Here is a 13,237-nt window from a genome sequence, read left to right as displayed (position 1 = left end):
GGAGCTGGCCGGGCGGCGCTCCGCTTGCCAGCGAAGGCGCCCGCCAAAGCGCTGCAAGGCTCAAGGGCCTCTTCGCCGGCAAGCCGGCTCCTACAGTTTTGTGTAGGCCGCGAACCGGTTTGGGATCAGCGCGCCCGGCGCGCCTTGAAGAATTCGCTGAGTACCGTGCCGCACTCCTCGGCCAGCACCCCGCCTTCATAGAGCACCCGGTGATTGAGAAAGCCCTGGGTAAAGAACTGCCCCTGGCTCTGCACGATGCCGGCCTTGGGTTCCAGAGCGCCATACACCACCCGGGCAATGCGCGAATGCACGATCAGCCCGGCGCACATGCTGCAGGGTTCCAGGGTCACGTACAGGGTGCTGCCCGGCAGCCGATAGTTGCTCAGCACCTGGGCCGCCGCGCGGATCGCCACCATCTCGGCATGGGCGCTGGGGTCGTTGCCGCTGATGGGGCAGTTGAAGCCACGGCCGATGATCTGCCCGTCCACCACCAGCACCGCGCCCACCGGCACTTCCCCCAGGGCCGCGCCCTCGGCAGCCAGGGCCAGGGCTTCGCGCATAAATTCCTGATCACGACTGCGGTCGATGATCGCCGGGCGTATCTGGCGCATCACACCACCTCGATGGCGGCCATCAGGCCGGTTTCCATATGGTCGATCACGTGGCAGTGGAACATCCACACTCCGGGGTTATCCGCCACCAGCGCCACCCGGGCGCGCTCGTTCTTGCCCAGCAGGTAGGTGTCGGTGAAGTAGGGGGTGATCTTCTTGCGGTTCGAGGCGATGACCTTGAAGCTCATGCCGTGCAAGTGGATCGGGTGCTGGTACTGGGTCATGTTCTTCAATTCGAAAATGTAGCTCTTGCCCTTTTTCAAGGTGGCGATCGGGCGGTCGGCGCAGGTCTTGTCGGTGATGTCCCAGGCCTTGCCGTTGATCTGCCACAGGCTTGGCGGCTTGCCGTTGTCGACATTCACCGACACCGAGCCCACCCATTCGAAATTGAAGTTGAGCTTCTCGGCATTGTCGATGTCCGGCTCCGCCACCGGGTTGGCCGGCAAGGCTGGCGGCCACTGAGTCGGGGCATCGCTGTTGGCCACCGAACGCAAGGTGCCCAGGCGCACCGGGCCGTTGCGCAGGGACAGCTCGGTGCCCGCCGCCGGGGCCTTGATCGCCAGGCAGATGCGCATGCCCGGGCCCAGCCAGTATTCCTTGCCCAGCGGTCGCGGCTCGATGGGGTTGCCATCCAGGGCGTAGATCTGCGCTTCGGCGTCGGGAATGTTGATGCGGTAGGTCAGGGTGTTGTCCAGGTTGAGCAGGCGCACCCGGGTGATCTGCCCGGCCGGCAGATCGATCACCGCCTGGGACACGCCGTTGATGGTGGACAAGCGCCCGGCGGTGCCGCCGCGTGCCGCTTCCCGGGGAATGCTGAACGGCAGGTAGGCGCCCTCTTCGTCCACATGCCAGCTCTTCAGGCTCAGGGTGCGCTCGTATTTGAAGCCGGTGGGTTCACGCTCCTCGACGATCAGCGGGCCCACCAGGCCGCGGCCCAGTTCCTCGCTGCTGTTGACGTGAGGGTGGTACCAGTAGCTGCCGGCATCCGGCACGCGGAACTTGTAGTCGAAGTATTCGCCGGGCAGTACCGGCAATTGCGAGACGTAGGGCACGCCGTCCATTTCCAGGGGCAGGCGGATACCATGCCAGTGGATGGTGGTGGCCACCGGTAGGTGATTGATGAAACGCACCCGCAGCCACTCGCCCTGGCGTACCCGCAGTTCAGTGCCCGGCGCCGAAGGGCCAAAGGCCCAGGCTTCGGTCCTGTGTCCTGGCACCAGTTCCACGTCCAAGGGCGCGGCGATCAGCTCGTAGTCGTGACCGGCGTCGGCATCGGCCATTTTTCCCAGCCAGTAACGCGAGGCGCCGCCCGCTCCCACGCCCACCACTACCAGACCGGCCAGACCACCGAGTATTTGTCGACGGGTAAAGGACATGGACTCAACTACCTCACGTATCTGCCGCAGGCCCTGGCCCGCAAAAAGGCGAATACGATACACCCGCAGTTGCGAAACGGTAAGGCCGGCGTGGCGACGGGACGCAGGCAGGCAACGCTTCAGCCCTGCAACCCCAGCAGCAGATGCACCACGCCTGCGCCCAGGGGCATCACCGCTGGCACCCCGGCCAGCCGCAGGGCAACCGCATCCAGCAACTGCGGATCATGCAGTTCCAGGCGCAGCCGGGTCAGGGCCAGTGGTTGCTGGCTCTTGATATTGGCGCTGCCCCCCAGTGCCGCCAGCATTGGCTCATTCAGCACACGGGTGCCGGGATTGCCGGCTTGCGGCTGATCGGGGACCAGATCCGGGGTCAGGGCTTTCCAGAACGCCTGCTGTAGTTTCTCGAACATCTTCAGTTCTCCAGGACCAGTGAGTCGGCGCTAACCTGCTGCTGTTGCAGACACTCACGTACTTGCGTGGCGTCTTCCAGGTGGATGATGCGCGTGGCCAGTGCCTGGCACTCGGCCAGGTCCAGCTCCCGCACCCGCGCCTTGATCGCCGGAATCAGCGGCACGCTCACCGACAACTCGTCCACCCCCAGACCCAGCAACAGCGGCACCGCCAGGGTCTCGGAGGCCAGGGCCCCGCACACCCCGACCCACTTGCCATGGGCGTGGGCGGCCTGGACCGTGCTGGCGATCAGGCGCAGCACCGCCGGGTGAAAGCTGTCGGCCTGGCCGGCCAGGCGCGGATGATCGCGATCCATGGCCAGGGTGTACTGGGTCAGGTCGTTGGTGCCGATGGAGAAGAAATCCACCTCGGGGGCGAAGCGATCCGCCATCAGCGCCGCCGACGGCACTTCGATCATGATCCCCAGCTTGGGGCACTGGGCCAGGCCCAGGGCCTGCACTTCCTGCTCCAGCAACTGGCGCGCACGACGCAACTCCGACAGCTGGCTGACCATCGGCAACATGATGTGCAGGCGTGTGTGCCCGGCACTGGCGAGAATCGCCCGCAGCTGCTGTTGCAACAGTTCAGGACGGGCCAGGCACAGGCGAATGCCGCGCAGGCCGAGAAAGGGGTTGGCCTCGTGCTCCATGGGCACGTAGGCCAGGGGCTTGTCGCCGCCCACGTCCAGGGTCCGTACCACCAGGTTGCGCGTCGGCCCCAGGGCCTGGGCGATGGCCTGATAGGTGTCGGCCTGTTCTTTGGCGCTCGGCGCCTGGCTGCGGTCCTGGTAGAGAAATTCCGAACGCAGCAGGCCGACCCCTTCGCCGCCCAGGCGCACGGCCTGCTCGGCCTCCGCCAGGGAAGCGATATTGGCCGTGACCTCAAGGTGATGACCGTCGCGGGTCACCGCGGGCTCGCTGGCCTGGGCCAGGTCCTGCTGCTGACGCTGGCGTTGCTGCTGGCGCTGGGCCTCGAGCTGCTGCAGCAGTTGTGGCGCCGGGTCGAGGTGCAGCCGGCCACGCTCGGCCTCCAGCAGCACCTGGGTGCCATTGGCCAGCCCCAGCACCCGCGGTGACAGGCCACAGATCGCCGGCAGGCCCAGGGCCCGGGCCAGGATCGCCACATGGCTGGTGGCGCCGCCGCCGACAGTGGCAAAGCCCATGACCCTGGCGGTATCCAGGCTGGCGGTTTGCGATGGGGTCAGTTGCTCGGCGATCAGGATCGCCCGCTCCGGCAGGGCCAGGGCATGCTCCTGCACCCCGAGCAACAGCTTCAGCACCCGTTGCCCGACATCCACCAGATCCACCGCGCGCTCCGCCAGCAGGCTGCTGCCCAGGCCCTTGAACAGCTCGGCGGTGGCGGTGATGGCGCTGTTCCAGGCAAAGGCCGCGCTCTTGCCGTCGCGGATCAAGGCCCGGGCCTGCTGCAGCAGGTCGGGGTCGTCCAGCAGTTCCTGGTGCGCCTGGAAGATCTCCTGCTGCGCCTGGTTACCGGCGTTGGCGCCCAGTGCCTGCAGGGCCCGGCGGGCATCGCCCAGGGCCCATTTCAGCACTTCACCTTCCTGCTGGGGATTGCTGGCCGACTCATCGATATGCAGCTGCTGCTCGATCACCTGGAACACCTGGCCGCTGGCCGAACCCGGTGAGGCACAGACGCCACAGAGGATCTTTTCCAGCGGTTCCTCAAGCACCGTCACTGGCTCGGGTGCAGGTGCAGGGCTGATCTTTTCACCACAGCCGCTGGACAGCAGCGCCACCAGTGCCTGGATCGCCTGCTCGGCATCCGCCCCCGCGGCGCTGACTTGCAAGGTATCGCCCTGCACCGTTTGCAAGGCCATGATCGACACCAGGGACTTGGCGTTGGCCGAGTCCTGGCGCCGATGCAGGCAGAGGGTCGAGGAAAAGCCCTTGGCCGCCTGGGCCAGCACCGCCGCCGGGCGCGCATGCAGCCCCTGGGGATTGCCCAGGATCAGCGGCTTGGAGAACAGCGCCTGACCCACTTCAACGTCCGGCTCGGCCACCGATTCGGCAGTGGAGTCGAGGCGCAGCAGCGGCTGCCCCTGCTCCACCAGCTCTGTACCGCTAACCAGCGTGGTCAGCGCCTCGCCGCTGACCACCAGCATCAGGGTCAGCAGGCTGCGGGCATGCAGGGCCAGGTAGTCGGCATCGAACTCGATCAGGGGCTGGCCGGCGCTGACCTGCTGGCCTTCCTGCACCAGGCAGGTGAAACCCTTCCCCGCCAGTTGCACTGTATCCAGGCCGATATGCAGCAGGATCTGCTGGCCCTGTTCACCTGTGATGCTCACGGCATGACCGCTGTGCTGCAGATTGCTGACCACCCCGGACAAGGGCGCGCACAGGGTCTGGGAAGTGGGGTCGATGCACAGCCCGTCGCCGATCACCCGGCTGGCAAACACCGGGTCGGGAACCTGCTCCAGGGGCAGCAGCACCCCGGACAGGGGCGCCAGCAATGGCATGGGTTGGGTTATGGCCATAAGGTCACCTGCGGTTGATTCCTTGAAGTGCCGATGGAGCGCGAGCCCCGACAGCATCGCTTATTTCCACCAGTACTCGACCTGCAAACCGACGTTCGCACCGTGCCGGGCATTGCCGAACACACCGCTGTCGGACAATGCAGAACCTGCGGCCAGTTCATTGGCCGCGCGCTTGGCCGCTTCGTTCCAACTGGCATAGGTGTAGTACAGGCGCACCTCGGGCCGGGCCCAGAACTCCGGCCCCTTGGGCGACCACGTAGGGGCAAAGGTGAATTTGCTGAGCTTGCGGGTGCCCCCAGGAGCCTCGACTTGATCGTGGCCGAACTCGGTCACCAGCTTGAACTGCTCGCTGATGGCATAGGCCGGGCGCACGCCGAGGGAGATCCAGTTCTGGTCCTGGCCGTCGGGGCGGATGTCTTTCTGATACACCGCTTCCACCTGGCCGCCGAAGCGCGGGGTCAGTTGCCAGTCGAAGAACTCCACCAGGCGATAGCTCTTGTTGCCGTCGTCCAGGTAGGGGTTGCCGGTGTAGCCCAGGCCAGTACCCGGGCCCTCGCCGTATTGCAGGGCGAGCTTGTTCTTGCCACCGAGAAAGTCCTTCTGCACATGCTGGGTGGTGATCGCCCAGCCATTGTGGGCGCCACGCCGATCGGGTTTCTCCAGGTAGCTCAGGCCCAGCTCCAGCTCGCCGCCGGGGTTGACCTGGAAGCCGGCGACGTTGAAGTCGTGACGGCTCACGGCCTGCTTCTGGTAGAGGTTGTCCTTGCGGGAAAAGGCGTAGCTGTATTTCAGGTCGCCGATGCGCACATCCTCGATACCGCCACCGGTGGCGCTCTGGTTCCAGTAGTAGAAGTCGGAGATATGGATGTCGTTACGCTTGTAGTAACGCCGCCCGGCCCACAACGACCCACCATTGAGGCTCGGCAGGTTCGACCACTGGGCATACATCTGCGGCATGCGCGCCGAGCCGTTCTCGCCCTGGAACGTCAGGTTGCGATCGTAGCGGTTGTACAGCGAGGCCATGCCGTCGACGCTGAGCACCGAGCCGTCTTCCAGGGTGTACAGGTCCTGGCGCAACTCCAGCTCGGCGTACTGTTCACACTCGTTGCCCAGGCGGTACTTGGACTGCGCCCCGGGCAACTGGAAACAGGATTGCGAGCCGCTGTTGACCGAGGTGCCCAGGCCGCTGCGCAGGTAGCCGGCAAACTCCAGGGCCTGGGCCGGAAAGGGCAATGCCAGGCACAGGCAGGAGGCGGCCAGGCCGCGATTGATCATTGTTTTCATAAGCCACCGATTATTTTTATTCTGATGTTTCGATTGGTTGGAGCCGGCAAAGCGGCGCCTACAACAGGGGTTGGGTCAGGTGCAGGACGAAGGATTCGTAAGGCCGCAGCTGCAATTGCCGGCTGCGAGGCCCAGGGCCCGGGTAGTTGCTGATCAGCAGGCGCTGTTGCATGCCTTCGCCGATAACGCCTTGCGGCAACTCGACCGCGCACGGCGTGCCGTAGAAGTTGTTCACCACCAGCAGGTGCTCGCCCTCGCCTTCACGCACATAGGCCCAGACCTGGCCATGCTCGGGCAGCAGCTGGCGATAGCGGCCGTGCTGGATCAGTGCCTCGTGACGCCGCAGGGCAATCAGCTGGCGGTAGTGATGCAGCACTGAATCGGTATCCTCGAGCTGCGCCTCGACATTGATCTGGGCGGCATTGGCCGGAATGCCGATCCACGGCTCGGCGCGGCTGAAGCCGGCATTGAGCCCGGCATTCCACTGCATGGGCGTGCGTCCGTTGTCCCGGGACTTCTGCTGGATCGCCGCCATGATTGCCTCGGGCTGTTCCCCGGCGTCGCACTTGAGGCGGTGGATATTCAGGGTCTCGACATCGCGGTACTGCTCGATACGTTCGAAGTGCGGATTGGTCATGCCCAGCTCTTCGCCCTGGTAGACAAAGGGCGTGCCCTGCAGCAGGTGCAAGGCCGTAGCCAGCATCTTCGCCGACACCACCCGGTGCTCGCCGTCGTCGCCAAAGCGCGACACCACCCGGGGTTGGTCGTGATTGCACCAGAACAGCGCGTTCCAGCCGCCACCCGCCTGCATGCCGGTCTGCCAGTCGGAGAGGATGCGCTTGAGTTCGAGGAAGTCGAAATCGGCCCGCAGCCACTTTTGCTGATTGGGGTAATCGACCTTCAGGTGATGGAAGTTGAAGGTCATGGACAACTCCCGCGACTCTGGATTCGAGTAGCGGATGCAGTGGTCTAGGCGGGTCGAGGACATCTCGCCGACATTCACCAGGTCATGCCCGGCGAACACTTCGTGGTGCATTTCCTGCAGGTACTCGTGGACGTTCGGGCCGTCGGTGTAGAAGCGGCGGCCGTCGCTCTGGTCCTCGGGAAAATCCGCCGGCTTGGAGATCAGGTTGATCACGTCGAGACGGAAACCACCGACGCCCTTGTCGCGCCAGAAGCGCATCATCTTGAACACTTCGGCGCGCACCTGGGGGTTGTCCCAGTTGAGGTCGGCCTGGGTGTGGTCGAACAGGTGCAGGTAGTACTGGCCGGTCTGCGCTTCGTATTCCCAGGCCGAACCGCCGAACTTGGATTCCCAGTTGTTGGGTGCATCGCGCCAGATGTAGAAGTCGCGGTAGGGGTTGTCGAGACTGCTGCGGGCCTGCTGGAACCAGGTGTGCTCGATGGAGGTGTGGTTGACCACGATGTCGAGCATCAGCTTGATGCCGCGCTTGCCGGCTTCGGCGATCAGCAACTCGCAGTCGGCCATGCTGCCGTAGCTCGGATCGATGGCGTAGTAGTCGCTGATGTCATAGCCGTTGTCACGCTGCGGCGAACGCAGGAACGGCGTCAGCCACAGGCAATCGACCCCCAGCCAGTGCAGGTAGTCGAGCTTGTCCACCACGCCCAGCAAGTCGCCGGTGGCCTGGCCCTGGTGGCTGTGAAAACTCTTCGGGTAGATCTGGTAGATCACCGAACGCTGCCAGTCTTGCATGGTGGGTTCCTTCAATGGGGTGGGTGCGGGCCGAATGGGCCTTATCGCGAGCAAGCTCGCTCCTACAGAGGAATGGGCGGCCATGTAGGAGCGAGCTTGCTCGCGATGCGATTGATCAGGCCACGCGGTAGCCGGGACGGATGATCTTCAGGCTGAGGCCGCAGGTGAGCACGAAGGGCACCAACAGGGCGATGAACATGCCGACGACGAACATCGGGATGTACTGCGGAATGATCGAGATGAACCCCGGCAGCCCGCCAACGCCGATGGCCGAGGCCTGGACCTTGTTCAGCGAGAGGAAGATGCTGCCCAGGGCCGAGCCGATCAGCGCGGCGTAGAAGGGAAACTTGTAGCGCAGGTTGACGCCGAACATCGCCGGTTCAGTGATGCCAAAGTAGGCGGAAATCGCCGAGGTCGAGGCCATGCTGCGGTCCCGGGCGTTACGACTCATGACGAACACCGCCAGCGCCGCGCTGCCCTGGGCCAGGTTGGACATGACGATCATCGGCCAGATGAAGGTGCCGCCCTGGGTGGCGATCAATTGCAGGTCCACGGCGAGGAACATGTGGTGCATGCCGGTGATCACCAGCGGCGCGTAGAGCAGGCCGAAGATGGCGCCGCCGAGCACCGGGGCCAGGTCGAACAGGGTGACCACGCCTTCGGTGATAAGGATGCCCAGGTGGCGGGTGACCGGGCCGATGATGGCCAGGGCCAGCACACCGGTGACCACTATGGTGGTGATGGGCACCACCAGCAGGGTGATGGCATTGGGTACCCGGGCCCGCAACCATTTCTCGATCACGCTCATGACATAGGCGGCCAGCAGGATCGGCAAGATCTGCCCCTGGTAGCCCACCTTCTCGATCTGGAACAGGCCGAAAATATCGAAGTACGGCAGGCTCTGGCCATCCAGCCCGGCCACCGCCTTGCCGTAGTTCCAGGCGTTGAGCAAGTCCGGGTGCACCAGCATCAGGCCGAGGACGATGCCGAGAATCTCGCTGCCGCCAAAGCGCTTGGCCGCCGACCAGCCCACCAGCGCCGGCAGGAACACGAAAGAGGTGTTGGCCATCAGGTTGATCAGGCTCCACAGCCCGTCCAGCCCCGGATAGGCCTCGAGCAGGGTCTGGCCCGGGATGAACATGCCCTTGGCACCCAGCAGGTTGTTCACCCCCATCAGCAGGCCGGCAATGATCAGGGCCGGCAGAATGGGCATGAACACATCGGAGAACACCCGTACCAGGCGCTGCATGGCGTGGGTTTTCTGCGCGCCCTTTTCTTTCACATCGGCAATGGTGGAGGCCGCAAGGCCGGTCTGCTGGCGCAAGGCCGCGTAGACCTTTTCCACCTCGCCGGGGCCAATCACCACCTGGAACAGGCCACCGGTGAAGAACGAGCCCTTGACCAGCTCGATCTGGTTCAGGGTGGCGCTGTCGACCCGGCTTGGGTCCTTGAGGGCCAGGCGCAGGCGGGTCACGCAGTGCGCGGCCTGTTCGAGGTTGTCGGCGCCACCGAGGCTGTGCAGCAACTCGCTGGCGATTGTTGAATAGTCGTGGCTCATGCTTGTTCTTCCACCTGAGATTCTTGTTATTGGCAGCACGCCGAGGGGCAAGTTACTCGTCTGTACGAGTTAAAGCAATAACTCGTACAGACGAGTCTGGAAATTTCTTCTACCCATCACCTGTACCCCGTATCAAGGCCTGGGCAACCAGTGCCTGACCACATGGACAAGTACCCCACCCAGCCCTTAAGGTGCCTGCCTTGAGCACAGTCCGGCACCGAGCCATTCCATGAGCAAATACAACCAGATCTACAGCGATCTGCTTGCCAGCATCACCACCGAACGCCTGGAGCGCGGCGCCCGCCTGCCTTCGGAAAGCGAACTGATGGACAGCTACCAGGCCAGCCGCGGCACCGTGCGCAAGGCCATCGAACTGCTGCAGGAACGCGGTTTTGCGCAGAAGCTCCATGGCAAGGGCACCTTTGTGCTGTCGCCCAACCCCATCGAGTTCCAGCTGGGCGGCATCGTCAGCTTCCAGGAAACCTATCCACGCCTGGGGGACGACGTGAGCACCGAGGTGGTGGAGTTCAGCCAGTTCCCCTTGCAGGGAGCGCTGCGCAGCCACTTGCAGGCCGAGGAAGGCAGCCTGATCACACGGATCAAGCGGGTGCGGCGCATCGATGGCAAGCGGGTGATTCTCGACATCAACCACTTTGTCGCCGAACTGATTCCGGGGCTCGACCGGCAGATCGCCGAGCATTCGATCTACGCCTACATCGAACAGACCCTGCAACTGAACATCAGCTATGCCCAGCGCACCATCGAGGCCAGCCCGCGAAGCAAGGATGACCAGCAACTGCTGGACCTGGACGGCCAGAGCCATGTGATCGTGGTGAGCAACCAGACCTTCCTCCAGGATGGCCGGCAGTTCGAATACACCGAATCACGGCACACCCTGGACAAGTTCTACTTCTCTGACGTGGCGCGCCGCTAGGCGGCGCAAGCCTCAGCCGAGCAAGGCCGCAAATTCGCTGTTCAAGGGGCCGGTGCGCTGTGACTCCTTGGCCGCATTGACCTGCTGCGCCACCCGCGCCACCTCGATCACCGGGTGTTCGAGGGCATAGCCCCCCTTGCTGTCGAGCCAGCTCAAGACTTCCGCCAGGTGCCACAGCGAGGTGCTGCCCTCATGGATCGCCAGGGGAAAGCTGTCGACATGGCCGAGCATCAACTTGCGCATGTTCTGCCGGGACACCCCGACGATTTCGGCAATTTCGCTGAGGCCGACGAAATCCGGGCTGGCTTCCACCAGCCGCGCCTCGGGAATAATCCGCTTGATATCGCCCAGGGCGCTGAGCAGCGCGGCTTCGGCGCTCTCTGCCTCGCGGGTGAATTCCAGGGCCAGGCGCCCGGCCAGCCCGCTGCCCACCAGGACATCGGTGCAGCCCGCCGCGCCCAGGCGCTCCACCAGTTGCAGCGGATCGCAGCCCTGGAGCGGCAGCAGGTAGTTGAGGGTGAACAGGTATTCCATGGTGCTTACTCCTGACGGGCTGCCTGGGCCTTGGGCCCGCGCAGCTGGTTCACGGTGCAGTTGTCGATTACCCGGCACAGTGCTCGGGCATGCTGGGTCGGATTCTTCGGCGTGCGCCACACGCTGGTGATGCAGAACTCGCCACAGCGACATACCTCGTTGTTGTACGGGCAGTAGATCCGTCCCCAGGCGTGACCACCCCCCACCTCGATCCGCCAGCCCTGCCATTCGGCGTAGCGCAGAGCCATTTCAATGTCCTTCTTGGGATGTGTTGCACGAGCCATCCGTAGCCTCCAGTATCGCCAGCAAAATTTGGTTGTCAACTGACAACCAAAATAACCCCGAACAAACCCGCTCAGCGGACCAGCCGCGACAGCAACAGCGGGGGGAAGACTCAAGGGTAGAGAGAAGCCCGGAGCACAGCGCCGAACATGTCTTACGTGATATTGCCGGACGCTTGAAAAGCCTGGTTTGCAAAAATCCCGCAACACAAATGCCCCAGGCGCCGAATGCAAACACCCAGAAACGACAATGGCGATCGGCCCCCGAAGGTTCCGATCGCCATTGTTTACCGCGAATGGATCAAACGCCGATCACTCGGCTCCGATCATTCCCACTCGATGGTGGCTGGCGGCTTGCTCGACACGTCGTAGGTGACGCGGGAGATGCCTTCGATCTCGTTGATGATCCGGCCGCTGACGGTTTCCAGCAGCTCGTAAGGCAGGTGCGCCCAACGTGCGGTCATGAAGTCGATGGTTTCCACGGCACGCAAGGCCACGACCCAGGCGTAACGACGACCGTCGCCCACCACGCCCACGGATTTCACCGGCTGGAACACCACGAACGCCTGGCTGACCTTGTGGTACCAGTCGGCCTTGCGCAGTTCTTCGATGAAGATGTGGTCGGCGCGACGCAGCAGGTCGGCGTATTCCTTCTTCACTTCACCGAGGATGCGCACGCCCAGGCCCGGGCCCGGGAACGGGTGACGGTAGACCATGTCGTACGGCAGGCCCAGTTCCAGGCCCAGACGACGGACTTCGTCCTTGAACAGCTCGCGCAGTGGCTCTACCAGCTTGAGGTTCATTTCTTCCGGCAGGCCGCCCACGTTGTGGTGCGACTTGATCACGTGGGCCTTGCCGCTTTTCGCGCCAGCCGACTCGATCACGTCCGGGTAGATGGTGCCCTGGGCCAGGTACTTGATGTTTTCCAGCTTGCAGGATTCGGCATCGAACACATCGATGAAGGTACGGCCGATGATCTTGCGCTTCTTCTCCGGGTCGGCTTCGCCGGCCAGGTTATCGAGGAACTGCTGCTCGGCATTGGCGCGGATCACCTTGACCCCCATGTTCTCGGCGAACATGGCCATCACTTGCTCGCCTTCGTGCAGACGCAGCAGGCCGTTGTCGACGAACACGCAGGTCAACTGGTCGCCAATAGCCTTGTGCAGCAGGGCCGCTACCACCGAAGAGTCGACACCGCCGGACAGGCCCAGCAGGACGTTGTCGCTGCCAACCTGGGCGCGGATCTGGGCAATGGCGTCGTCGGCGATCTTCGACGGAGTCCACAGTGCTTCGCACTCGCAGATATCGAGGATGAAACGCGAGAGGATGCGACCGCCCTGCTTGGTGTGGGTCACTTCCGGGTGGAATTGCACGCCGTAGTAACGCAGTTCGTCGTTGAACATGCCGGCAATCGGGCAGCTCGGGGTGCTGGCCAGGACATGGAAGTCCGCCGGCATCTTGGTGACCTTGTCACCGTGGCTCATCCACACGTCGAGGCCGAACAGGCCGTCGGCGTCGACGTGGTCTTCGATGCCGTCCAGCAGGCGGCTCTTGCCTACCACATCGACCCGCGCGTAACCGAATTCACGCAGCTCGGAACCTTCGACCTTGCCGCCCATCTGCTCGGCCATGGTCTGCATGCCATAGCAGATGCCAAAGACCGGGACGCCCAGGTCGAACACCGCTTGCGGGCAACGCGGGCTGTTGGCTTCGTGCACGGACTCGGGACCGCCGGCGAGGATCACGCCTTTGGGAGCGAATTCGCGGATCGCTTCGTCGTCCATGTCGAACGGATGCAGTTCGCAGTAGACACCGATCTCGCGCACGCGGCGGGCGATCAGCTGGGTGTACTGGGAACCGAAGTCGAGGATCAGGATACGGTGAGCGTGAATGTCGAGGGCCATGGTCAGTCTCGTCTAATTTCAGAAACGACACGGGGCTGAAAAACACAGCCCCGGTTACTAAATTCGTCGATCGCCTGCAGGCCTGGGCCTGAAGGCG

General features: G+C 63.9%; 11 protein-coding genes. 1 reads left to right on the top strand and 10 read right to left on the bottom strand.

Features of this window, described 5'->3' with window-relative positions; genetic code table 11:
* Positions 1 to 125: 125 nt before the first annotated feature.
* The 7 genes from tadA to treP form a co-directional block, all read right to left on the bottom strand.
* Positions 126 to 611, bottom strand: coding sequence for a tRNA adenosine(34) deaminase TadA (tadA, locus tag J4P02_RS29485; RefSeq protein WP_426197064.1), 486 nt, complete (start codon positions 609 to 611; stop codon positions 126 to 128).
* Positions 611 to 1,987 (bottom strand): multicopper oxidase family protein, encoded by a 1,377-nt coding sequence (locus J4P02_RS29480; protein WP_426197062.1) that lies wholly within the window; start codon positions 1,985 to 1,987, stop codon positions 611 to 613. The genes tadA and J4P02_RS29480 overlap by 1 nt, the downstream gene beginning before the upstream one ends.
* 119 nt (positions 1,988 to 2,106) lie before the next feature.
* Entirely contained in the window at positions 2,107 to 2,397 is a 291-nt protein-coding gene (locus J4P02_RS29475) for a PTS transporter subunit EIIB (protein ID WP_426197060.1), read from the bottom strand.
* A gap of 2 nt (positions 2,398 to 2,399) precedes the next feature.
* The gene (gene ptsP, locus J4P02_RS29470; protein ID WP_426197058.1) at positions 2,400 to 4,931 is read right to left on the bottom strand and encodes a phosphoenolpyruvate--protein phosphotransferase; all 2,532 of its coding nucleotides are present in this window, start codon (positions 4,929 to 4,931) and stop codon (positions 2,400 to 2,402) included.
* 60 nt (positions 4,932 to 4,991) lie between these two features.
* On the bottom strand, positions 4,992 to 6,215 hold the full coding sequence (locus J4P02_RS29465; RefSeq protein WP_426197056.1) for a maltoporin: 1,224 nt from the start codon (positions 6,213 to 6,215) through the stop codon (positions 4,992 to 4,994).
* 58 nt (positions 6,216 to 6,273) lie between these two features.
* Positions 6,274 to 7,929 carry an alpha,alpha-phosphotrehalase gene (gene treC, locus J4P02_RS29460; protein ID WP_426197054.1) on the bottom strand — a complete coding sequence of 552 codons (1,656 nt, stop codon included), beginning with the start codon at positions 7,927 to 7,929 and terminating at the stop codon, positions 6,274 to 6,276.
* Positions 7,930 to 8,044: 115 nt separating this feature from the next.
* Positions 8,045 to 9,487 carry a PTS system trehalose-specific EIIBC component gene (treP, locus tag J4P02_RS29455; protein ID WP_426197052.1) on the bottom strand — a complete coding sequence of 481 codons (1,443 nt, stop codon included), beginning with the start codon at positions 9,485 to 9,487 and terminating at the stop codon, positions 8,045 to 8,047.
* A gap of 229 nt (positions 9,488 to 9,716) precedes the next feature.
* Here treP and treR point away from each other — a divergent pair, with 229 nt between their 5' ends.
* On the top strand, positions 9,717 to 10,421 hold the full coding sequence (gene treR, locus J4P02_RS29450; RefSeq protein WP_426197050.1) for a trehalose operon repressor: 705 nt from the start codon (positions 9,717 to 9,719) through the stop codon (positions 10,419 to 10,421).
* A 12-nt stretch (positions 10,422 to 10,433) separates the two neighbouring features.
* Here treR and J4P02_RS29445 read toward each other — a convergent pair whose 3' ends face one another.
* From J4P02_RS29445 to guaA, 3 genes are all read right to left on the bottom strand, one after another.
* Positions 10,434 to 10,955: a DNA-binding protein gene (locus J4P02_RS29445; RefSeq protein ID WP_426197048.1), complete on the bottom strand. Its 522-nt coding sequence runs from the start codon at positions 10,953 to 10,955 to the stop codon at positions 10,434 to 10,436.
* A gap of 5 nt (positions 10,956 to 10,960) precedes the next feature.
* The gene (locus J4P02_RS29440) at positions 10,961 to 11,239 is read right to left on the bottom strand and encodes a hypothetical protein (protein ID WP_426197046.1); all 279 of its coding nucleotides are present in this window, start codon (positions 11,237 to 11,239) and stop codon (positions 10,961 to 10,963) included.
* A gap of 323 nt (positions 11,240 to 11,562) precedes the next feature.
* On the bottom strand, positions 11,563 to 13,140 hold the full coding sequence (guaA, locus tag J4P02_RS29435) for a glutamine-hydrolyzing GMP synthase (RefSeq protein ID WP_426197044.1): 1,578 nt from the start codon (positions 13,138 to 13,140) through the stop codon (positions 11,563 to 11,565).
* Between the last annotated feature and the right edge of the window lie 97 nt (positions 13,141 to 13,237).

This window comes from Pseudomonas sp. NFXW11 (genome assembly GCF_049887815.1).
Lineage (GTDB): Bacteria > Pseudomonadota > Gammaproteobacteria > Pseudomonadales > Pseudomonadaceae > Aquipseudomonas.
The sequence above is the reverse complement of the archived record's forward strand: the minus strand, read 5'-3'. Positions and strand labels throughout refer to the sequence as shown.

Excerpts from the sequence above, each read along its gene's own strand:
- J4P02_RS29445 (WP_426197048.1), bottom strand. The coding sequence starts at position 10,955 with ATGGAATACCTGTTCACCCTCAACTACCTGCTGCCGCTCCAGGGCTGC.
- tadA (WP_426197064.1), bottom strand. The coding sequence starts at position 611 with ATGCGCCAGATACGCCCGGCGATCATCGACCGCAGTCGTGATCAGGAA.
- J4P02_RS29440 (WP_426197046.1), bottom strand. The coding sequence starts at position 11,239 with ATGGCTCGTGCAACACATCCCAAGAAGGACATTGAAATGGCTCTGCGC.
- treR (WP_426197050.1), top strand. The coding sequence starts at position 9,717 with ATGAGCAAATACAACCAGATCTACAGCGATCTGCTTGCCAGCATCACC.
- guaA (WP_426197044.1), bottom strand. The coding sequence starts at position 13,140 with ATGGCCCTCGACATTCACGCTCACCGTATCCTGATCCTCGACTTCGGT.
- J4P02_RS29475 (WP_426197060.1), bottom strand. The coding sequence starts at position 2,397 with ATGTTCGAGAAACTACAGCAGGCGTTCTGGAAAGCCCTGACCCCGGAT.
- J4P02_RS29480 (WP_426197062.1), bottom strand. The coding sequence starts at position 1,987 with ATGTCCTTTACCCGTCGACAAATACTCGGTGGTCTGGCCGGTCTGGTA.
- J4P02_RS29465 (WP_426197056.1), bottom strand. The coding sequence starts at position 6,215 with ATGAAAACAATGATCAATCGCGGCCTGGCCGCCTCCTGCCTGTGCCTG.
- treC (WP_426197054.1), bottom strand. The coding sequence starts at position 7,929 with ATGCAAGACTGGCAGCGTTCGGTGATCTACCAGATCTACCCGAAGAGT.
- treP (WP_426197052.1), bottom strand. The coding sequence starts at position 9,487 with ATGAGCCACGACTATTCAACAATCGCCAGCGAGTTGCTGCACAGCCTC.
- ptsP (WP_426197058.1), bottom strand. The coding sequence starts at position 4,931 with ATGGCCATAACCCAACCCATGCCATTGCTGGCGCCCCTGTCCGGGGTG.